Origin of the sequence: Paenibacillus sp. 11B, from assembly GCF_030487755.1 — a bacterium.
Lineage (GTDB): Bacteria > Bacillota > Bacilli > Paenibacillales > Paenibacillaceae > Paenibacillus > Paenibacillus vandeheii.
Genome location: NZ_JAUKNS010000001.1, coordinates 1384337 through 1406616, shown reverse-complemented (window position 1 = coordinate 1406616; position 22280 = coordinate 1384337). Strand labels below are relative to the sequence as shown.

The following is a 22280-nucleotide window of genomic DNA, read 5'->3' as shown; positions in this document are numbered from 1 at the left end:
ATCAGCAGTTGTAAGGAGGAAGTATAGATGAAAGGCTATTCATACCGATTGTATCCCGATGCCACGGGCAGGGAACGGGCCAGAGGAACCATGCGTTATACGCGCGAAGAGTTGATGGACATGACGACATTTCAATTACGGAATATTTGTTACAAGGAGCGACTGGTTGAGGGATTGGGGCCCCGCACGGAGCGTGAAGAACTGATTCGGATTATTCTGAAATTTTTGGGAGCGGACGATGTGTTGTGGATCGATCAGTCTGTTGAAGGCGGATTCGAGCGCATACAAAAGGCCATTTCTCGTCATATGACGGCTCCTATGAGCAGTGATGGAGGTATTAGTGTGCCCGCGCGGCTGATTCTGTTCGAAGGATTGAAAGTGGACAAGCTGGATCAGTACGTAGTCACGGCGCCGGGTGGTTTAACTGAATCCAACGTACTTTTGGTCAATGAGAGTATGGAGCTGTGTGGCATCTTTAATCTGGTTAAGGACGAGTCCATATCCGGAACCTTTTATTTGACGGCAGGAAGTGGATCGACCTGGAAACGATCGGGCAACAGACAGTACAGTCTTCTCTTTTTCCGTAAACGCGATTCGGAATATCTATATCAGACCTATTACTCTAGCAGGCCTCTTCCTCCGGTTCATATTCAATATACTCAAATTCCACTGGCCGATCTGGACATCCGGGAACTCGAACCGACAGACGCTGTACTTGCAATTGACTTTGGCACCTCCAACACGACGGCAGGCGCCTATTTGCATAATGGTTATATTCAGGCACCAAGCAGCCAGGATTTGCTGAATGGGCGGGTTCGTATGGATGCCATTAACTATGTGGCTTTTCCCGACCCTACATACAAAGACACGGACTGGATCGAGGTCCTGCCTACGGCCATCGGTGTGGCGGAGTGCTCGGATCCAGCGAACATTCGTTACGAGTTCGGCTATGAAGCGCTGCGAAGCATGCGTCGGGGAGGGTACAGCAGCCGGGCGAGTGTCTTCCGCAGCATGAAGCGCTGGGTGAACAACTACAACAAAATAGAAGAGATCGTCGATGTTCATGGCAATGCGGCCATGGTTTCTCGTATGGATCTGCTGCGTGCGTACATGAATTACATCATCCGAACGGCAGAGCATCAGTTTAAGTGTAAGTTTCGCCATGTGCATTTTACCAGTCCCGTGAAGATGAAAACACAATTTTTGCAGATGTTCGGAGAGATGCTTCCGGATTATCGGATTGAGCAGGCATATGCGCTGGATGAGGGAATGGCTGTGCTCTATAACACCCTTGCTGACGGGATGGAACGCGGTGCTTTCATGGAAGGGCAGACGTATCATGCGCTCGTGATTGATTGTGGCGGGGGAACAACTGACTTGTCATCTTGTGCATTTACGATCGAGGACGGACATATGGCGTACAAGCTGGATATCCATACCACTTACGAAAATGGGGATACCAACTTCGGAGGTCACAACATTACCTATCGTATTATGCAGTTCATGAAGATCGTATTCGCCGACTACTATAGCGGACGACGTCAGGTGACGGATATCGATAGCCTGATCGAGGCACCGGGTGCGGATGTGTTCCGTCAAGTGGACGAAGAAGGTGTGAAATCCGTCTATCAGAAGCTGGAACAACGCTATGAGGAGGCAGAACATATCATCCCGACTGCGTTTGCGCGTCGAGAGAATCGTTCACGAGATGAGTATCTTCGGGTGAGAGGCAACTTCTACTTTCTGTGGGAAATCGCAGAAGAGATGAAGCAGCAATTTTTCCGCAAAACCGGCATCTTGCGTAACCGATTCCACTCGGAGATGGAGGACGATGGGGATAGTGACCTGCAGATCACGACCATGGAACGTTGGTTTCTGTCCGTGGAACGTAGTGGTGAACTGAAGGATGAATATGAGTTCCCCGATGTGGTGTTTAATATCAAGGAAATTACTCAGCTGATTAAGGCTGATATCTATGAGGTGGTCCGCAAGTTTTTGGATGATTTCTATCGGCAAGGGCGGATGAGCCAATATTCGATTATCAAGTTGACAGGTCAGTCCTGCCGCATTGATGTATTTCGGGAAGCGCTGAAAGAGTTCGTTCCAGGCAGAAGCATTGAGTTTCGGCAAAAACCTGCGGAAGGGCGTGTGCCTGATCTTAAACTTGCCTGCCTTCGAGGGGCGATTCGTTATCAGAGTGCCCGCAAAACAGGAAGCGTTCAAGCCGATATCACGCATGATGCCGCTGTAATTCCTTATACCGTAAGTGCCTACACGCATAATGGACGTGAAAAAATGCTGATCAGCAGTCTGGATCGGAGTGACGGCATTCCGGGCTGCATTTCCCGTCCATTCGAGACGGCAGAAGTGGAGTTGTACCTGAGCGGAAGCGATGGTCAGCTGAGACAGAAATTCGTCTATGCCAACCGTCTGGATGCCTATAAAGAGGTGCTCTACGAAGACATCCGGGATCAGTACGGAGATAAAATCCCGCAGGATGATACGGACTCTATTGTGAATGGAGAGACGAAGTTTTTTGTTTTTCCGGATGACCGTCATTGGGGGTTTCATGTATTACCGGTTGCCCGCAGGAATGAACGGTTGTATCTGGGGCCGCAGAAGCTGCTTCCATTTGAAACAGACTTGTCGGAACTCGACTTCTTTGACGGAATGAAGTGAGGACCAAGAGCAGAAAGGAGGAACACCGCTCATGTTCACATATTCGTATCCGCATTTTAACAAGGGAAGAATTCTGAAAACATCCATGTTGGAGGGGCTACGTGATTTCCCCAGAGACTACATCGAACTGTACTATCGCGGTTATGCAGATGGCATCCTTGCAGGTGCAGAGGTGGAAGTGTTCCCGGACAAGTTGATCGTCTCCCCTGGGATGGTGCTGCATAAAGGAAGGCTTTACATGCTGACAGAGCCTATGGAACTGGTATACCAAGCTACGGGCCGGGTCAATGTGCTGAAGCTTCGGTTTACTGCGGAGGAGACCGTGAGTGACATGACGATAAGCCATTCGGAACTGCTCTTGGATGAAGAGACAACATGCACATCTGGAGAGTTGGAGCTGGCTCGATTCAAGCTGAAAGAAGGGGCCCGGCTGCGACGGGACTACCAGACCTTTGCCGATTTGGCAACGGAGTTCAACACGCTGCATGTCATTCATGTCCCTTATGCAGCCGAGGGGGCAAGCACCTTATCCCCTGTTGTCATGAAGGATTATGCCGAGAGATTGCTTCGAACGGGCACCTCTGATCCCCAGGATCTGGTCTTCGCCATGATGTGTCTTAATGAAGGAACGGTTGCGCGCAGCGTCATTTTGCATCACATTGCCAGTCGATTGGGGCTGGAGTACAGAGAATACGATAATGCGCAAATTCATCGATATCTGGATCGTATACTGGCGAATGCAGGTCGGGGAACGGGACGTTCGGGTATGCCGGTGGGCGGACCGCATCGTATGATTGTGGATTGATTCATTAAAAGGAAAGGAAGTGTGTTCCTCATATGGAATATCTTGATTGCAAAGTGATTCCAATATTATATAGCCAACGTGGAAATGAAGATGATCAGAATGGTGCAGAAGAAGAATTGGTTTCATCTGCATATAAATCTCAAGCTGTTGCTTCAGCAGATCTGCCAACGATGCTTCGTATTAGCAAGGAGAATGTGTTTCTAAAACGCACTGAGTTGTATGACAGTAGGGTGAGCATATCCCTTCCCCGTTCGTTGCGTTTAATTTTAGAGAAGGAAGCGAGCATAAAGTATCCTTCGTCTCATCGGCCGGAATGGATCTACACGAACGACTCAGGCACGGTCAATTTTACGTTCAACAGGCTGGAGCATCGAATTTCGGAAGCGGAACTGACTTCCTTTACCGAAACGATGGCGAATGTCGTTCGCGGAACGCAGCCTATCAGACAATGGGACAAACACGGCGTTCGTACTACAGAAATGGGACATGTCATGGGCTATTGCCAGTTTTCCGTACAGGGGTTGAATAATCAGATTTACAACCATATCGGTTTTACGATTTTGGACCAGTCCGTTCTTGTATACGGATTTAATTGCACAGATGAAGAAAAAAGGGATTGGCAGGAGCCTGGCGAGATGATTCTGAACTCACTTGCGATCCTTTGAGACTGAAAGGAGATGGGGAACATGAGTCTGACTTATGAGAATCTGCTTATTGAACCATATGAACTGCTGCATTTGCAAGAACTGACGATCCGCAAAAAGATGAATGAGCACACTCGGCTCGTGTTTAAGGGTATGGTGTCCGAGGAATGGAAAGATCGCTATGTCGATGTAACGGACCGTGATACTTCCATTGAAGTATGGCAAAAAGATGAGGATGGAAACAAAAGTCCGTTGTTCAAAGGCATTCCGTTATCTGTTGAAGTGCAGGTTGTGAGAGGCGTATATACGCTCCAAGTGGAGGCTATCTCGCATACATACCGGATGGACATTACAAAAAGGACGCGAACGTTTCAAAATGTCAAAATGACGTTGCCCGATTTGCTAAAGGAACTGGATCAGCATTATCCGGGACTTGATGTAATTGATGAGGGAACAGGCGGGGCCAAGATCGCCAAGGTTGCTGTGCAATATCAAGAAACGGATTGGGCATTTCTCAGGAGACTTGCTTCTCGCTTTCACACTAGCTTGATGCCTGCCGCCCAGTTTGATAGCCCAAAATTTTATTTTGGCGTCTTTGAGCACGGAAATTCAATTGACCTAGACAATACACGCTATACAATCCGCAAAAATATGACGCCATTCATGTACTTTACAGAAAACGATACGTTAAAGGTCAATGAATCGGACTTCATTATATACGAAATCGAGACAGACCAGGTCATGGAGCTTGGACACCATATTACTTTCCGGGGCAGGAGCCTATATGTGACTGAGGCATATACCGAGCTTGTGGGAGGGATCGTGAAACACCAATATGTACTTAGCCTTCATAGAGGACTGCGGCAAAAGACATATTACAATCCATTAATTGCTGGAAGCTCATTGCTTGGTCGCATCCTTTCAGTACATGGCGGTCATGTCAGAGTGCAGCTGGACTGTGATGAACAACAGGAGGAAGAGGAAGCGTTGTGGCTGCTGTATCAGTCGCCTTACATTGCAGAGGGGCAGACAGGTTGGTATGTCATGCCTGAAGTGGGGGATCCGGTGGCTGTCTATTTTCCAACGCAAAATGAAGAAGAGGCCTACGCGACAGGAGCACCTCGTCTGGATAACCAGATAACCGGAACGAACCAATTGAACAAACCGGACCATAAAATTTTCCGAACGCCCTATGGAAAGGAAATCAGACTGACACCAGATTCCATTTCCATTAGCAGTAAAGAGGGCGAGGTGTTCATTCGGCTCAGCGGGGACGAGGGCATCCAGATCATCGGAAGCCAGCAGGTTCGTATGTCTGCTGGGGGCAATATCTCGCTCAAAGCTGGGAAGAAAATAACATTGTCTGCTGATTCGCAATTGTTGCTCGAAGGTGGAGGAGGAACGTTCAAATTGGATGGACAGGCAAAAATGAGTGGATCGGAAGTGAAAGCCAACTAGCATGGTATGACAGAAAGGGCAGGAGGGGGAAGTTCCAATGGTTCGCAAGGAATCTGTATTACATTTTTATACCCATCAGGTGAAACCTGCGCGGGACAAGCTTATGGATGATTTGCAGCATACGCTGCATACAAGGCATGCGGAATTGACAGCCGAGTTCTTGAGTCATTTCAGGTTTATGATTCAGGAAGTCAGCGATGTGCAAAAGCGTGGAGCGAAAGGACGGATCGCTTATATTCAATATTCTATGCTGCGAACTGAACTACTTGGAGGAGATATGAATGTTCTGGTCGAAGCATGCGATGCTTCATGGTTGCTGGATCGCGCACCCATCCGTTCGTTCTATTCGTTCGATTGGGCCTATGAGTGTCTTGAACGGATGCTCAATGGACTAAGAGAAGAACTTCCTCGCTATCAAGGAACCGTTACAGCGGTAGAACTGGACCGAATCATGCTACAGGAAGCGGCATTGGTGAATCGTTATATTGTGCATTTTATACGCCATAGCTCTCGCGCGCTGGAGGACTTTGAGTGGAACTCTCTTATGGAACTGGAACAGATATTTGAAGTACGTGTGGGAGAATACTTGGATGCCAGCGAGTGCGTGTTTCGTCTTGATCGAAGGAATAGGAGCATTGAGGAGATTGGTGAAGCGTTGGAAGAAAGTGATGGTCTGGAGGTCATGTACGCGCACTTTCAGGGACTGGATATGAGCAAAATGGAATGCAGCGATCTGGATTTTCGTTACAGCCGTTTCGATCGTATCGATATGCATTCTACCGATTTTCAACGCTGTGTCTTGATAGAGACACGTTGGCGCAATTGTAGTCTGGAGAACACCGATTTCACCGGAAGCATTCTATATGGGGCAGATTTCAGCGGGTGTTCTCTGGAAAATGCTGTTTTCAGGGAGATCATAGGGGAGGCAGGACATCCGGAAGGACTCGTTCAGGGTCCAGAATACGATGCGCTTAACTTCGAGAATTCAAACCTTTCAGGTGCTGACTTCCGAGGAGCACGCCTTCGTGGAGCCATATTCCGTGGAGCCAATCTGACAGATACGTTATGGGATGGTGCTGATGTGGAGGATGCGATTTTTGACGATGCCGAGAGGGGGCGAGGGTTATCCGATACTTTCGTCTAATGGCCGATCCCAGATGGATACACCGCGTAGAGACAGAGCCTGTCGGAGAACTGCAACGCAGGGTCTGGAATCAGGCTTTTCATGATTCGGGCAGTGAGCATACAGCCATTAACCTTTATGTACGAAGCGGATTCCATGTGGATTATACGGATTATTTGGAACAGCCTGTCCCATTGGTTTCAGATCAATTGCTTGAAACACTTATATTGTATTGTCCCCATCTCAAGCGAAGGGCCACCGTATTAACGGACAAGGAGCGAATGACCCAGGAGACATATTGGGCCATTCACCCTCCTGCGCTGGCAAGCGTATTATCTCCCCATACTTGTAGGCGAATGGATGGAAGTCTGGAGCGGATCGTGCTAAAGCAAGAATTCCCTGAGGTACCTCTGTTCCAATTGATGGAGATGCGCGAAACCGTAATCATTGTCAATCTAGCATTGGCTGAGAGCATTCTGCGGCGAGATGTCACGGGAGTGCAATTCATTCCGTTGGAGTTGGAGCAAACAAATTAGAAAGGAGAGTTACGATGGCACAAAGTCAAGAACAAGCTGCCCAGATTCATACGGCTAGAGAAGCCTCCAAAGGCTATGTCGTTGCAGGAGCAATTCTTAAATGTAATTGCGGGACACAGCGTACACGATTGAAAATCCCGTTCAGTCATGGCGTATATATCAAGGGGAAAGCGAAGATGACCGTTGAGGATTATGTTCCGGGCATCCATATTGGGTCGTTCGGTAACTGTTCCAATCCACTAAATCCAGCAGTAGCGGCAAGTACGATGGTTGACATCTATGGGGTTAAGAAAGCGCCTTGCGTTCCCGTGCTGACCATGCCCTGGCTTCACGGAAAGGGAGATACCAAAGTGGAAGGGAAGGCTGCGCTGCTCAGTCACTGTACTCACAAGTGTCTGTACGGCGGAGATATCGTCATCGAGGATGACGGTCAGCAGTTGGACTTTTGACGATGAGTGAAATCACGCAGAAGAAACCGGAGCATATCGGATATGAACAGCTTCGCTTATATTGGCCTTATCGTGCACAGTGGCTGGAGGGCGTACAAATTACCCGCCAGGTGAACGAGCATGCGAAGCTCTATGTCAGCGGCATTCTTCCGGAAGAGGATGGACCTGAAATTCTTCAGGTTCAGGCTGATGGTGAATCTATCGTGCTCAGGCAAGTCGATGAAACTGGCAGATCGGTGAGAAGACTGTTCCATGGCGTCATGACCTCGCTCACGGTTCAATTGTCGGGAGGGATCTATCGATTCGAGCTTGAAGCCTTGTCCAACTCGTATCAAATGGATATCCGTATTCAGGAACGAGCCTTTCAAAACAGAGGGTGGTCGTTCAAGGAACTAATTCAATTCATTATGAATTCATACCGCTATTCGGATGTCATGGATCAGGTTACTGGAAATACCCTATTGAGTGGACTTGTTTTACAATATAAAGAGACTGATTGGATGTTCCTGCGCCGGCTTGCCTCGCGATTCGGTACGGTGTTGGTCCCCGAAATCACGGCGGCATCACCCAAGCTGTTTATCGGTTTGCCCGCAGGAAAGATGTGGAAGTGGCCGGAAAACCAGCCTTATCAGGTTCGTAAAGAATTGGGTGGAATTGACTGGCGTGGTTCCGGAACGGATGATCGATATATCATTCAGGGTCCCAAGGGCACGCAAGGCGTATTGCAGTATACGATGGAAAGTGCAGTCACCTATGCACTTGGAGACAAAGTTGAACTGCCGGATGGCACGGAGCTAACCGTGGTGTATGCCAATTCACGCCTGGAATCCGGGCTGCTCATGACGATCTATCGTATGGTACCCGAGGATCACATTCGCGTACCTAGATGCGACCTATCGGACCTGATTGGCTTGTCGTTATATGGTGAGGTGGTCCGCGTGATTCATGACCATGTTCAGATCAAATTACCCATGGACGAGGGCCCGATGGCGCAAGGGGCCGCATCTCCCTATCCGGTCACCCCAGCATATGCTGCGGAAGGACATAGCGGATTATACATGATGCCGGAGATCGGGGATCAAGTGGAATTATATTTTCCAAGTAGCCTGGAGTCCGGCGCATACATTCGTCATTCCATCTCGGAGGGCAAACGTTCTGCTAACGAGGGGACGGATCATAAAGTCTGGGGCCATCCTGCCGGAAGCTCTATCGGCATGTCGCCTGAGGAGGTTACGCTGCAAGCCGGATCCGGGATAACGATTACCTTGAATGAGCAGGGTGTACTATTGGATAGTCCGGGACATCTGTCGATTCAGGGTAGCAACATCCTGCTTGCAGCCGGAAAGATCGAGGCCACTGCACCGGAAGCGATATGGCTGCTTGGTGGAGGTGGCAGCTTCATTCTGGACGGGGAGGCCAACGTGCGAGCTGGCCTGCTGCAACAAGAGGGCAGCAACAAAGCGCCTGTTCATGTGGCGGATCTGCCACCAGAGCCAGAGCCACCGCTGATGCCGATTGAGGAGTACGAAGCGGCTCAGGCTGCTGCTGCAGAGGCAGCCGCATTAACCCAGGCCTCGACGACGAACCCGAAGGATGGATCCTTGGTTGGAGCTGCATTGGCCATCACTGCTATGATTCCGATCATGGGAGCGCTAGGAGGTATTGCTGCTCAAACCGCCGTCGGTGCTGGTATCGCCGCCGTGGCCACGGGTCTCATCGCGAGTGTACCGAAGATAGGGTCTTTCAAGCCTTCAGGGCTGAATTTGCTGGAACGACTCATGAATGGTTTTGCTGAAATGCAACAGCAGGAGAACGAAGCGAAATGGGCGATGCTTGGTAAAATGCTGACGGCCGCTAAAGTGTTAACTACAGCGACTTCGCCTCTCGATCTGATCAAGAAGTTGCATCAGCAGCATCAGGAAATTAGCATGACGTATTATGAAATTCCAGGTCATATTCGGGAGAAGTGGACGAAACAGCAGGCAGATCAGGACCTGAAAAGTTCGCTGGATTATTTCAACAAAGTGATGAAAAACCCGGAGGAATACAATATTCTTTTTGTAGGTCCCCATTTTGCGAATATTACCTTCGATATTGGCAGGCCTCATATCACGGTAGAGGAACTAGGGAGTTATGACTATTGGAAGGCTCAAGGGCTAAGCCTGGATGAAATGAAGTATCTGTCCTGGAGGCTCAAGGCTCCCATGAGCGAACAAGCCTTTGCTGAACTATGGGGTGAATACGATCAATATGATGCGACGCTAAAAGGTCTGGATACTCAAGTTAATTTTAAGAACAAGAGAGGTTCGGCAGGTGGTCTTGTAGGCTCGGTCCGGTCTATCCCCCAGGCAAGTGGAACAACGCCGCCCAAAGTGAGCACGAGCCCGTCTTCGCCTATAGTGCCCAAAGTGAAGACATTTGTCCGAAAATATTGGGAAGAAAGTCAGCAGATGCGAATCGTATCTGGTGGAGGAAGTCATTGGAGCAATAATAAGACGAACAAAACAGGTGAGACGGCTTCGGGGAATGGAAAGACAGCAAACAGTGGGGGAGGATCAACCTCAAAACCTGTAGAGAACCCGCCGAAGTCGAAAACAAGTTCGGGTAGTTCACCTTCTTCGAAAAAGAATGAAGGAAATTCAACGACAACGTCGAAACCAAGCACGACACCAAAGACGAATCCAGAAAAAAAAGAAACACCGAATGAAGTGAATATCTGGAAGCCGCCAACGAAGAAAAAGGACGAAGGTAAACCGCAAGGCGATACGAAACCGCCTAAATCATCCGAACCGGAGAAACCGCAGGAGAATCCCAAAACAAACAAACCGAAGGATGATCCGGAAGGCACTGAGGGGACGGGTAATGTTCCTAAAGTAACAAAAGGTTATGATGTAACACCATTGAAAAGCACTTATCAAGAAAGGCTGAATCAAACTCCTGTAAATAATGGTAAATGGACTGGCGAAAGAGGCGAATCAACTTTTATTTCAGATAAGCCTGAAGTAAAACCATATCTTGATGAAGCAGGAGTTAAAGGTGTAGAATATAAGAATGCAATGCCAGATTTATCTCCGTTTTCGAAGGCGGAATTTGAGATTACGGGTATGTCTAGTTCAAGAACTTCTAATTTTTCAAAAGCTGACAAGTTGCTCGCAGAGCAGTGGTCAACACCAGAGAAGCAGTGGACAAAGGCTGAAGTGGCAATATGGAGAACAAAAAACAAGTATACTTGGCATGAACTTAATGATGGAAAAACCATACAATTGGTTCCGAGTAGTGTTAATTCTAAATTTGGACACCTTGGTGGTGTAAGTGAAGTTAAATAAGAAAGGACGATACTCTAAAAATGAAAAAAGATGAGTTGTTTGGAGAAATTGTTTATGAAGATTTATGGATAGGGACGACAGAGATAACTATGTTTGGGAAAAACCAAAAAATACTTTTGAATATTTATGGCGAAGAGAATGAGGAAATTACTCCGAACCAACGGGATGCTTTTTCGCAATTCAAAGCGAATATGCCTAGCATAGTAAAGGAAAGCGAAGATAAGATTTTAGAGTATTATTTAGAGAACTATGAAGATTATCGAGCAATGCAAAGTGATAGTGAAGAAGTTGAAAAAATTGTTCCAAAGATTTCATCAATAGACGAGTTAGGGAGACTTGTTACGCCTACAGGTTTGCTAATAAGATATGATTTCGAAGATGGTATTAGAAGAGTAGGGATATTATGTGATTGCACTTGGGAACAAGAACATGGATTGGGTATTAGTGTTGAAAATGAAGAAGTAGTAGAAGTGGGTCTTCAAGATATTGTACTTTAACAGGGTCTGTCAAAGACTTAGTGTAAACTTGGTTTATAACCCCAGCAACAAGATCGTACAATGCCACAATGCGAGTTAGCCGCCCGTGTTGTGGTCTTTTTCATTCTCTGATATAGATGGCGGCGGTTAAAGAAGTAACCCCCACCCAGTGCCGAATGAAGCCATTATTCAACTAATCTCATACTTAACCCATGTAGTATCTGTATAGAGATTTCTTCATTTTGTTTGTACGCACATCAACGCTTGAATTTTATACCCTACTTAACTTAATAGCATCATGTTGAACAGGTCGATTATGGTCAGATACCACCATAATGGATCTGTTTTTTGTATGTTCGCTTTCTCACCGATTTTTCAAATCATTCACAACTGTAAATTACGTTTCTTGATGGATGTAGTGCTAGGAATGTTGCACCAAAATTGCAGGATGGTTCGACCACTATATTGCGAGGCTGTATCGGAACCATTTTTACAAGGAAGCATGCAACGAATTTGATAGTAGTTACGATCTTTATTGTGTAAGGATAATCTGGTGACGACCAGTTGACATAGAGAGTAGTTCATATGGTAAGGTTAGCCGCTCACTCCATCACTATTCGAGGGGGAAAGCAATCATGGACATGCCATTAACGAATTGGGAAGAACTACAGTCTAGAATGTTCAGAAATGCCTGTGCTGAACAACCGGATGAAGAACCGACAGAACTCTATGCAGTCAATACCGCGTTTTATGCCAAAGTTCCTCAAGAAATCCGCCTATGCTTTTTCTTGAAAGGCAATGCGGTTAACGTACTCCTTGAACTTGTATCGTGGGGGATATTGGACAGAGGGATAAAACGGAAAATAGCGGAGTGGTTTGTTATCAATCAGCAAGTGATGGCTCTCCATCTTGGGTTATCGAGAATACCGTCTGCACCAAGGTTGAAGAAGAAGGACTTTATCGAGGTTCAAAGGCGTGGTCGGAGGAACTTCTATCGTCTATGTACGATGCTGAACCCCTGTATGGTCTTGTCAGAAGCCGCTCATGCTTTCTTAAAACATGTCTACAACGAATCCAATTATGATGTGGTTCTTGTGCAAATGGACGACTGGGTGAGAGAGAAGTACCAAGACAGGCAGGACTTGTTTTCGGGAAGCAGTTGTATCGGCTGTTCTGCCAACGATAAAGAGCAAGGACTTCTATCCGTCATATGTGAGAAGAATACAGGAAGATATACGCAATGCAACGCCGAATGAGTTGGGTATGCTGTCATTGGTCGAGTGTCATAGCATTGTACTGGATTTGTGCGGTGAACGGACGGAGGTAATCGAGCGACAGTTACGGCTTCTAGAAGGGTAAGTCTCGTAAGCACCCACCGCGTTGGCATGAGAATTACCACAATACACCTAAATTGTACGGTAGCCTGAATATTATATTATTAGGCTGTATCTGAACTAGACTGTCTCACGATAAGGTATACTGAGCTCCAATGGTAGGAGCGCGAAGCGAAATGGTATGCTGACGGCTGCCAAAGAGTTGACTACATCGACTTCGGTGACCGATTTCTTTAAGAAGTTGGAACAACAGAACAAGGAGATTAGTCTTGCTTATGAGCAAATTCCGAGTTACTTCTGTGAGAAGTGGGCGCGTGAAAAAGTCCAACGTGACCTGCAGAAGTCGCTGGAATTTTTCGAGAGTGTGGAGAAAGACGATGTTCAACATCAAACCTTCTTTTCGCCCTACTACCAAGAAATTTCATGGGCATTAGACAGGGCGGGTATATATCATAATATTACCGTCGAGGAGGTAAAAGATTATAATTTTTGGTTGCGTCAGGACCTGACATTGGAACAAATGGAATATGTAACTCAATTGATTTACAATCCGATTAGCAATGAGAAATTCGTAGAGATGATCTACGATCATAAGATGCATCGCGATTTAATAGAGAACGGAACGATGATTGGCGGTAATCTAAGGGTAAGAACGCTAGACATTAAGGAAAGGTCATGCAAGTTGTTGGTAAAGGATTAAAAAAAGCAGCTGCTTGGTGGGGGTGGCAGCTTCATTCTGGACGGGTAGGCCAATGTGCAAGCAGGCCTGCTGCAACAGGAGGGCAGCAACAAAGCGCCTGTTCATGTGGCGGATCTGCCACCAGAGCCAGAGCCACCGCTGATGCCGATTGAGGAGTACGAAGCGGCTCAGGCTGCTGCTGCAGAGGCAGCCGCATTAACCCAGGCCTCGACGACGAACCCGAAGGATGGATCCTTGGTTGGAGCTGCATTGGCCATCACTGCTATGATTCCGATCATGGGAGCGCTAGGAGGTATTGCTGCTCAAACCGCCGTCGGTGCTGGTATCGCCGCCGTGGCCACGGGTCTCATCGCGAGTGTACCGAAGATAGGGTCTTTCAAGCCTTCAGGGCTGAATTTGCTGGAACGACTCATGAATGGTTTTGCTGAAATGCAACAGCAGGAGAACGAAGCGAAATGGGCGATGCTTGGTAAAATGCTGACGGCCGCTAAAGTGTTAACTACAGCGACTTCGCCTCTCGATCTGATCAAGAAGTTGCATCAGCAGCATCAGGAAATTAGCATGACGTATTATGAAATTCCAGGTCATATTCGGGAGAAGTGGACGAAACAGCAGGCAGATCAGGACCTGAAAAGTTCGCTGGATTATTTCAACAAAGTGATGAAAAACCCGGAGGAATACAATATTCTTTTTGTAGGTCCCCATTTTGCGAATATTACCTTCGATATTGGCAGGCCTCATATCACGGTAGAGGAACTAGGGAGTTATGACTATTGGAAGGCTCAAGGGCTAAGCCTGGATGAAATGAAGTATCTGTCCTGGAGGCTCAAGGCTCCCATGAGCGAACAAGCCTTTGCTGAACTATGGGGTGAATACGATCAATATGATGCGACGCTAAAAGGTCTGGATACTCAAGTTAATTTTAAGAACAAGAGAGGTTCGGCAGGTGGTCTTGTAGGCTCGGTCCGGTCTATCCCCCAGGCAAGTGGAACAACCCCGCCCAAAGTGAGCACGAGCCCGTCTTCGCCTATAGTGCCCAAAGTGAAGACATTTGTCCGAAAATATTGGGAAGAAAGTCAGCAGATGCGAATCGTATCTGGTGGAGGAAGTCATTGGAGCAATAATAAGACGAACAAAACAGGTGAGACGACTTCGGGGAATGGAAAGACAGCAAACAGTGGGGGAGGATCAACCTCAAAACCTGTAGAGAACCCGCCGAAGTCGAAAACAAGTTCGGGTAGTTCACCTTCTTCGAAAAAGAATGAAGGAAATTCAACGACAACGTCGAAACCAAGCACGACACCAAAGACGAATCCAGAAAAAAAAGAAACACCGAATGAAGTGAATACCTGGAAGCCGCCAACGAAGAAAAAGGACGAAGGTAAACCGCAAGCCGATACGAAACCACCTAAATCATCCGAACCGGAGAAACCGCAGGAGAATACAAATAAACCGAAGGAGAGTTCGAAAGGTACTGAGGGAACGGGGAAAGGTAAGAAGTTAGAACTGTCGGATTTTACTAAAGAAATAATGGAAACTAAACCGATGAATTCACCTATTCCACAAAAATGGTATAATAAGGGTGGTTACATCTCAATAGATAAGAATGGAACTTGGACATATACTAATAAGAAAGGGCAGTCTGTGAGTTATCCAGATGGCTACCCCGACTTTTCAGAGTATTATCATCCTACTATTAAACCAGTAACAATAGAAGTCACTACTCCTAAAAACCCTCAGGCGGACTTCAAGAAGGCGAACTTAGAAGCAGGACTAAATAAGGATTCTGATCCACCAGTTCCTGAACTAAATCAACCTCCAACAGGGTACACTTGGCATCATCATGAAGATGGAAAGACAATGGTTCTTGTTCAGAAGGATATCCATAGGGACTTTAGACATATAGGTGGTCAGTGTACAATTAACGGAAAAAATGATTATAAAGGAGAATAAACATGGCAACGATTTATAACACAAATGAAAAAGTTAAATTAAAAAATATTGAGGAATTTGAAGCAAAATATCATGTCGTGCTTCCGGTTCAATATCGCGATTTTTTGCTTGAGTATAACGGTGGTAATGTAAAGCCAAATGTTTTCAAAATTTCAGATGATGAAGGAGAGACTGCTCTCAACACACTTTATGGGCTAGATATCAATGAATCCTACGATGAGTTATCGAGTGTGTTTGACTCATTATATGGCGAAATCCCAAACGAATTTATATCTATAGGTGATGATTCTGGAGGAAATCAAATTTGTCTAGGAACTAGCGAAGAGTATACGGGGAAAATATATATTTTCCTTCATGATATAGAACCTACTGAAAAGATGAGCAATATGTTTCTTATATCTGATTCTTTTGATAGCTTTTTAGATAGTTTATATGAAGTTTAATCTTTAGAAAATGACGGATGCAGAAAAGCTAATTTCAACTTGAATTATAAGTCGAAATTGGCTTTTTCATTTGTCTGATCCCTGATCTTTGACCAGTAGCTAAAGAAGAAGTGCAAATTGAGTATATGTTAGGTGGAAAAGGCACATACGGAGGAGCAGCGAGAAGAGCTAATTTTGCTCAATCAGATCAAAGCTTAGCTGAACAACTTAATAATTCTCCTGAAATAGCACGCCAATTTGGTATGGAGTCTGGTAAAATTACTGCTAAAGATATAAAGATTTAGCGAGATGAAAATAAACTAATATGGCACGAATTAAAAGGAAACAGATGCTGTACAATTCAAGTGGCTGAATGATAGATTACCAAATAAAGTACAACCAGAAGGAACAACTTGGCACCATAATGAAGAAAGTGAATTGATGAAACTTGTACTTTTGGTATTCATAGTATTACAAAGCATAATGGAGGAAGAACAAAGGGACACTGGGCAGACGCTCCAAGACATTAATTTGAGAGGTGAAATATGTTGAAAATACAAAATAATAGTATAATTTATCCGCTTCCAGGTAGTAATTTAATTAAGCGTGTAGAAGAGAATTTTGAAATCGAGTTTCCCAAAGATTTTATAGATTTTATTTCGAAAAGCAATGGATCTATTCCAATAACTAGATTTTTTGAATTTAAATCGAATAGATATGTGGTTGATCGTTTTCTTTGTTTATTGGACAAGCCAAGCGAGCATGATAATGGTATGTATGATATTAAGGTTGTTTTCAGTCAATTGGATGAAAGGATACTCTCTGATGGAGATATGACAGGTGCTGAATTAGTACCAATTGCAGCTCTATTTGCAGGAGATTTTGTTTGTCTAGACTATACTGAAAGTAAAGTCGATCCAGTTGTTTGTATATGGTATAATGAGGAGTCAGATGAGTATGACCCAGTTACAGAAAAAATTGCAGATAATGTTAATAGTTTTCTTGATATGCTAGAAGAATATATTCTTCCTATAATGCAATCATATGACAACATTTAAAAGGCTTACTCCTACTCGAACAATGAGTCAGGAGTAAGCCTTTTATAGTTTTATGAAATGGCTATAGTTGTTACATCTGTTACCTAAAGGTGTGCTTGTTTAAGCGTTACTTTCCATAAAGATTCTAATCCACCTGTGCCAGCTAGTAATAAACCTCCAGACGGTTATACGTGGCATCATCATGAAGATGGAAAGACAATGATCCTTGTTAATGAAGATATTCATAGAGAGTTTAGACATATCGGTGGTCAGTCAACAGTAAATGGAAAAAATAAAAAAGGAGAATAACTGTGGCGAATATGGATAGAGTAAACGAAAGAATAACTATAAATGATATTCGTGAATTTGAAAGTAAATATGTTCTTAACCTTCCTGAACAGTATGTTGATTTCTTACTTAAATATAATGGAGGATATCTTGAAGAATCGACATTTAAGATTTCTGATGAAGAGGGTGAAAGTGTCATAAATAAATTCTACGGGATTGGTAATATGAAGGGGAATTTGGGTAAGGTATTTGAGGTTTTAGATGGAGAGTTACCTGGAAAATTTATATCGATTGCTAATGATCCGGGAGGAAACGAGATTTGTATTGGAACTGGTGAGAAACACTTTGGAGAAAATTATTTTTGGATACATGATATGGAGTCAGATGAAGAAATGGAAAATATGTTCTTTTTAAAAAGTAGTTTTAATGATTTTTTTGATAACTTATATTAAGAATTCATTTAAAATCCCTAGTGTTTTCATGAGCGTATTTACTAAAACAAGAACTTACATTACAGCCATCAATGTTACACTGCAATTTTCCCTTCTATTTTTCTTATTTCTGTCCCAACGTCCTATTAAATATGAAATGAGGTTGGGCGGCTGACTCCAATTAGACGTAATCCATTTCGGTTGAACGCACACGATCTACTTTAAATTATAAATTAAATAACGCTATACCGTTACATCAAACAGGTTGATTATGGTCAGATACCACTATGATTGACCTGTTTTTTGTTATCGTGGTTCTCTTACGTTTTTTTGAAACTGTAGAATACGCCCGATAAGTAGGATGAAATAGCAATAAATCGCATCTTTTAGAATAGATTAACGCACTATTGAGAGTAAGGCGGCTAATACGAAGGCTTTTTCATATTGTCCGCAACTTAATAGAACCTTTCAGCGATTGTTACAGCGCAAGGAGAAAATCTGCTGATGAGCAGTTGACATAGAAGTTGAGTGCGGTTTGGCTAGCTACCTGCCCAAAGTCGAACCATAATTCGGGTCGTTCAACTGAAGCAGGACTTAATCAGACGCCAGCACCTGAAAATCCCAAGGTTGGATTTAAAGTGGGACGAGGTGAATCCCAGTGCACGCTTAAACCTCTGCCAGATCCTAAAGTACAGAAAATATTTAAATAATATGGTGTTGCATCAGCAGCATCAGGAAATTAGCATGACGTATTATGAAATTCCAGGTCATATTCGGGAGAAGTGGACGAAACAACAGGCAGATCAGGACCTGAAAAGTTCGCTGGATTATTTCAACAAAGTGATGAAAAACCCGGAGGAATACAATATTCTTTTTGTAGGTCCCCATTTTGCGAATATCACCTTCGATATTGGCAGACCTCATATCACGGTAGAGGAACTGGGGAGTTATGACTATTGGAAGGCTCAAGGGCTAAGCCTGGATGAAATGAAGTATCTGTCCTGGAGGCTCAAGGCTCCCATGAGCGAACAAGCCTTTGCTGAACTATGGGGTGAATACGATCAATATGATGCGACGCTAAAAGGTCAGGATACTCAAGTTAATTTTAAGAACAAGAGAGGTTCGGTAGGCGGTCTTGTAGGCCCGGTCCGGTCTATCCCGCAGGCAAGTGGAACAACGCCGCCCAAAGTGAGCACGAGCCCGTCTTCGCCCATAGTGCCCAAAGTGAAGACATTTGTCCGAAAGTATTGGGAAGAAAGTCAGAAGATGCGAATCGTATCTGGTGGAGGAAGTCATTGGAGCAATAATAAGACGAACAAAACAGGTGAGACGACTTCGGGGAATGGAAAGACAGCAAACAGTGGGGGAGGATCAACCTCTAAACCTGTAGAGAACCCGCCGAAGTCGAAAACAAGTTCGGGTAGTTCACCTTCTTCGAAAAAGAATGAAGGAAATTCAACGACAACGTCGGAACCAAGCACGACACCAAAGACGAATCCAGAAAAAAAAGAAACACCGAATGAAGTGAATACCTGGAAGCCGTCTGCAACGAAGAAGAAGGACGAAGGTAAACCGCAAGCCGATACGAAACCACCTAAATCATCCGAAACGAAAAAACCAGAGGAGAATACAAATAAACCGAAGGATAAACTGGAAGGCACTGAGGGGACTGGTAAAGGTGGAAGTGGTAGTAAACCACCATATTTAAAAAACATTGATGATTTCTTATCAGGTAATAAGAAATTTGATGAAGTATTAGATGACTATGCTAAGCATTATGTTGATATCATAAATATTAAAGGATGGTCATGGGAAAAAAGTATACAGGGAGGTGCTAATTTAACAGGTTGACAAAGAAAACTGATTAGAACTAAAGCTGAGGAATTGAAACTTATACCTAAAATTGAAGTGAAGAAAGTAGAAGGTATGCGTTACGGCTTTGCTGATTTTGAGGGGGCTGGTGTAGTAGTGCATACAGATTACCTTCCAAAAGATTTGTGGAAGAAAGGTGACACAGAACAGTTTAACTAGTTGAATAAAAATCTACCAAAAGACATAATGAAATTGGTTGACAACGGATCGTATACATGGCATCACACTGAAGTACCGGGGAAAATGCAATTAGTTCCCTTTGGTATTCACAATATTACTACTCATAATGGTGGTAGATCAACTGGAATGTGGGCAGATGCACCAAGATAAGGGAGGAAAAAATTGTGGAAACGAGAGCAGAATCTATTATTTATCCATTACCATCTGATCAGCTATTGTCAAAAGAAGAAGGTTTCTGGAGGGTAGAGTTGCCTTCAGACTATAAAGAATTTATTAAAATAAATAATGGAGGCATTCCAGAAAGACGTTCTTTTAGTTGTGGTGGTCATAATTACTTAATTACTAGATTTTTGTGTATTATTGAAGATCCGACCAAACATGAATTTGGAATATTTGATATAGATGCCACAAAATCTCAACTTGACGAGAGATTGATTGATGATGAGGACTTGATAGGAGTAGCGTTGTTACCAGTTGCTGTTCTATTTTCTGGTGACTTTCTATGTTTAGATTTTCGTAAATCTAGGAATTCCCCTAACGTTTGTGTCTGGGATCATGCAAATTCTGGTGAATTTGATCCAGTGAGTTATGTTGTTGCGGATAGTTTTAAAGATTTTTTGGCGATGTTAACTGAATAAACAATATACTTAAGCCTGTTATTGTTACACAGGTATTCACAACTCCAACAACAAGATAGTACAAAACGTCCAACAAAACAAACACCTAAAAACTTGACCAATACACTTGTTAAAACTTTCAAAAGCTCTTTCCAACTTGAACCATGAGTAGGAGGAGCCTTTTTTATCTATGCCAAATTAATGATCACTACGCTTAATTAAGGTCAAAATCAGATGGGAGTTGTGGGCTCCTTCAAGCCACCGGCATTGAATTTGCTGGACCGACTTACTAAAGGTTTCGCTGAGCTACAACAGCAGGAGAACGAAGCAAAGTGAAAAACTGTTTGGTAAAATGCTGACGGCCGCTAAAGAGTTAACTACAGCGACTTCGCCTCTTGATCTGATCAAGAAGTTGCATCAGCAGCATCAGGAAATTAGTGCCACATATTATGAAATTCCAGGTTATATTCGGGAGAAGTGGACGAAACAACAGGCAGATCAGGACCTGAAAAGTTCGCTGGATTATTTCAACAAAGTGATGAAAAACCCGGAGGAATACAATATTCTTTTTGTAGGTCCCCATTTTGCGAATATTACCTTCGATATTGGCAGGCCTCATATCACGGTAGAGGAACTAGGGAGTTATGACTATTGGAAGGCTCAAGGGCTAAGCCTGGATGAAATGAAGTATCTGTCCTGGAGGCTCAAGGCTCCCATGAGCGAACAAGCCTTTGCTGAACTATGGGGTGAATACGATCAATATGATGCGACGCTAAAAGGTCTGGATACTCAAGTTAATTTTAAGAACAAGAGAGGTTCGGCAGGTGGTCTTGTAGGCTCGGTCCGGTCTATCCCCCAGGCAAGTGGAACAACGCCGCCCAAAGTGAGCACGAGCCCGTCTTCGCCTATAGTGCCCAAAGTGAAGACATTTGTCCGAAAATATTGGGAAGAAAGTCAGCAGATGCGAATCGTATCTGGTGGAGGAAGTCATTGGAGCAATAATAAGACGAACAAAACAGGTGAGACGGCTTCGGGGAATGGAAAGACAGCAAACAGTGGGGGAGGATCAACCTCAAAACCTGTAGAGAACCCGCCGAAGTCGAAAACAAGTTCGGGTAGTTCACCTTCTTCGAAAAAGAATGAAGGAAATTCAACGACAACGTCGAAACCAAGCACGACACCAAAGACGAATCCAGAAAAAAAAGAAACACCGAATGAAGTGAATACCTGGAAGCCGCCAACGAAGAAAAAGGACGAAGGTAAACCGCAAGCCGATACGAAACCACCTAAATCATCCGAAACGAAAAAACCAGAGGAGAATACAAATAAACCGAAGGATAAACTGGAAGGCACTGAGGGGACTGGTAAAGGTAACAAACCTAATCTTTATGATAAGGATGGAAATTATACGGGCGGTAGAACTCAGAAGGAATTGGATGACTTAGCTCGAGATCTAGCAAGTGATGGGAAAATAGAACCTGAAAATATAAGGGAAAGGGAAGTTGGATTAGCAGTAGAAGAAAGAGGTCAATTAGGAAAGCTAATACGTGATCCTCAAGCAGAAAATGGAGCAGAGTTTATTGATACTTCTTCAGGTTTAAAGTTGGACGTGAAAAGCTTTGAATCGTACCCAAGTGGTGACAATGGAGTTCCTATAACAAATCCCAAAAAGGGTGCCTTTACTATCAAACAAGGTATGAAAAAGCTACAAAAAGAATTTGATAATGGGAACAACGTAATTATTGACACGAGAAAAATGGAGCCTAAGCATGTTGAACAACTCAAGAAAGCAATTGATGAAGAAGGAGTAACAGATAAAATAATATGGTATCCTTAAGGAGTGGGAAAATGGAAGGAAATCTTAATAGGAAGTTTGAATTGCATAAAAAGTGGGTTGAGACAATTGGTAAAGAAGGCGAAATGTTAAAGCTAGATGAAGTGGACTTAAGA

Annotated in this window: 20 protein-coding genes and 1 pseudogene; all 21 read left to right on the top strand. The window is 44.4% G+C overall.

Annotated elements, in window-relative coordinates:
* The first annotated feature begins 27 nt into the window (after positions 1–27).
* The 21 genes and pseudogenes from Q0V21_RS06270 to Q0V21_RS06165 all read left to right on the top strand — a co-directional run bounded on the left by Q0V21_RS06270 (position 28) and on the right by Q0V21_RS06165 (position 22167).
* A complete protein-coding gene (locus Q0V21_RS06270; RefSeq protein ID WP_301878067.1) occupies positions 28–2679 on the top strand; it encodes a molecular chaperone in 2652 nt (883 codons plus the stop codon).
* A 31-nt stretch (positions 2680–2710) separates the two neighbouring features.
* The gene (locus tag Q0V21_RS06265) at positions 2711–3484 is read left to right on the top strand and encodes a DNA and RNA helicase (RefSeq protein WP_301878065.1); all 774 of its coding nucleotides are present in this window, start codon (positions 2711–2713) and stop codon (positions 3482–3484) included.
* Between the two features lie 32 nt (positions 3485–3516).
* Positions 3517–4149 (top strand): hypothetical protein, encoded by a 633-nt coding sequence (locus Q0V21_RS06260; protein WP_301878064.1) that lies wholly within the window; start codon positions 3517–3519, stop codon positions 4147–4149.
* Between the two features lie 21 nt (positions 4150–4170).
* The gene (locus Q0V21_RS06255; protein ID WP_076288032.1) at positions 4171–5586 is read left to right on the top strand and encodes a phage baseplate assembly protein V; all 1416 of its coding nucleotides are present in this window, start codon (positions 4171–4173) and stop codon (positions 5584–5586) included.
* Positions 5587–5623: 37 nt separating this feature from the next.
* Positions 5624–6730 (top strand): pentapeptide repeat-containing protein, encoded by a 1107-nt coding sequence (locus Q0V21_RS06250; RefSeq protein WP_079349702.1) that lies wholly within the window; start codon positions 5624–5626, stop codon positions 6728–6730.
* Entirely contained in the window at positions 6730–7245 is a 516-nt protein-coding gene (locus Q0V21_RS06245) for a hypothetical protein (RefSeq protein ID WP_301878063.1), read from the top strand. Before Q0V21_RS06250 ends, Q0V21_RS06245 begins: the two co-directional genes overlap by 1 nt.
* Positions 7246–7259: 14 nt before the next feature.
* Positions 7260–7694, top strand: coding sequence for a DUF4280 domain-containing protein (locus Q0V21_RS06240; RefSeq protein ID WP_079349700.1), 435 nt, complete (start codon positions 7260–7262; stop codon positions 7692–7694).
* Positions 7695–7696: 2 nt separating this feature from the next.
* Positions 7697–11020 carry an HNH endonuclease gene (locus Q0V21_RS06235; RefSeq protein WP_301878062.1) on the top strand — a complete coding sequence of 1108 codons (3324 nt, stop codon included), beginning with the start codon at positions 7697–7699 and terminating at the stop codon, positions 11018–11020.
* Positions 11021–11040: 20 nt separating this feature from the next.
* Positions 11041–11517, top strand: coding sequence for a DUF6985 domain-containing protein (locus Q0V21_RS06230; RefSeq protein ID WP_079350492.1), 477 nt, complete (start codon positions 11041–11043; stop codon positions 11515–11517).
* Positions 11518–12131: 614 nt separating this feature from the next.
* Positions 12132–12752 (top strand): hypothetical protein, encoded by a 621-nt coding sequence (locus Q0V21_RS06225; RefSeq protein ID WP_079350493.1) that lies wholly within the window; start codon positions 12132–12134, stop codon positions 12750–12752.
* Positions 12753–13011: 259 nt separating this feature from the next.
* Positions 13012–13530, top strand: coding sequence for a hypothetical protein (locus tag Q0V21_RS06220; RefSeq protein ID WP_079350494.1), 519 nt, complete (start codon positions 13012–13014; stop codon positions 13528–13530).
* 54 nt (positions 13531–13584) lie between these two features.
* Positions 13585–15483 (top strand): HNH endonuclease, encoded by a 1899-nt coding sequence (locus Q0V21_RS06215; RefSeq protein ID WP_301878061.1) that lies wholly within the window; start codon positions 13585–13587, stop codon positions 15481–15483.
* Positions 15484–15485: 2 nt separating this feature from the next.
* Positions 15486–15926 carry an SMI1/KNR4 family protein gene (locus tag Q0V21_RS06210; RefSeq protein WP_079350107.1) on the top strand — a complete coding sequence of 147 codons (441 nt, stop codon included), beginning with the start codon at positions 15486–15488 and terminating at the stop codon, positions 15924–15926.
* 92 nt (positions 15927–16018) lie between these two features.
* Positions 16019–16207: pseudogene (locus tag Q0V21_RS32840) on the top strand (hypothetical protein); the annotation flags it as partial.
* Between the two features lie 246 nt (positions 16208–16453).
* Positions 16454–16963: an SMI1/KNR4 family protein gene (locus Q0V21_RS06200; protein ID WP_301878436.1), complete on the top strand. Its 510-nt coding sequence runs from the start codon at positions 16454–16456 to the stop codon at positions 16961–16963.
* A gap of 135 nt (positions 16964–17098) precedes the next feature.
* Positions 17099–17251 (top strand): HNH endonuclease, encoded by a 153-nt coding sequence (locus tag Q0V21_RS06195; protein WP_079350108.1) that lies wholly within the window; start codon positions 17099–17101, stop codon positions 17249–17251.
* Positions 17252–17262: 11 nt separating this feature from the next.
* On the top strand, positions 17263–17682 hold the full coding sequence (locus tag Q0V21_RS06190) for an SMI1/KNR4 family protein (protein ID WP_079350111.1): 420 nt from the start codon (positions 17263–17265) through the stop codon (positions 17680–17682).
* A 723-nt stretch (positions 17683–18405) separates the two neighbouring features.
* Positions 18406–19512, top strand: a complete 1107-nt coding sequence (locus tag Q0V21_RS06180) for a hypothetical protein (protein WP_301878060.1) — start codon at positions 18406–18408, stop codon at positions 19510–19512.
* A 207-nt stretch (positions 19513–19719) separates the two neighbouring features.
* Complete coding sequence (locus Q0V21_RS06175) at positions 19720–19863, top strand: HNH endonuclease signature motif containing protein (RefSeq protein WP_301878433.1); 144 nt, start codon at positions 19720–19722, stop codon at positions 19861–19863.
* Positions 19864–19877: 14 nt separating this feature from the next.
* Positions 19878–20351: an SMI1/KNR4 family protein gene (locus tag Q0V21_RS06170; protein ID WP_094939947.1), complete on the top strand. Its 474-nt coding sequence runs from the start codon at positions 19878–19880 to the stop codon at positions 20349–20351.
* A 391-nt stretch (positions 20352–20742) separates the two neighbouring features.
* The gene (locus tag Q0V21_RS06165) at positions 20743–22167 is read left to right on the top strand and encodes a hypothetical protein (RefSeq protein WP_301878059.1); all 1425 of its coding nucleotides are present in this window, start codon (positions 20743–20745) and stop codon (positions 22165–22167) included.
* Positions 22168–22280: the final 113 nt, after the last annotated feature.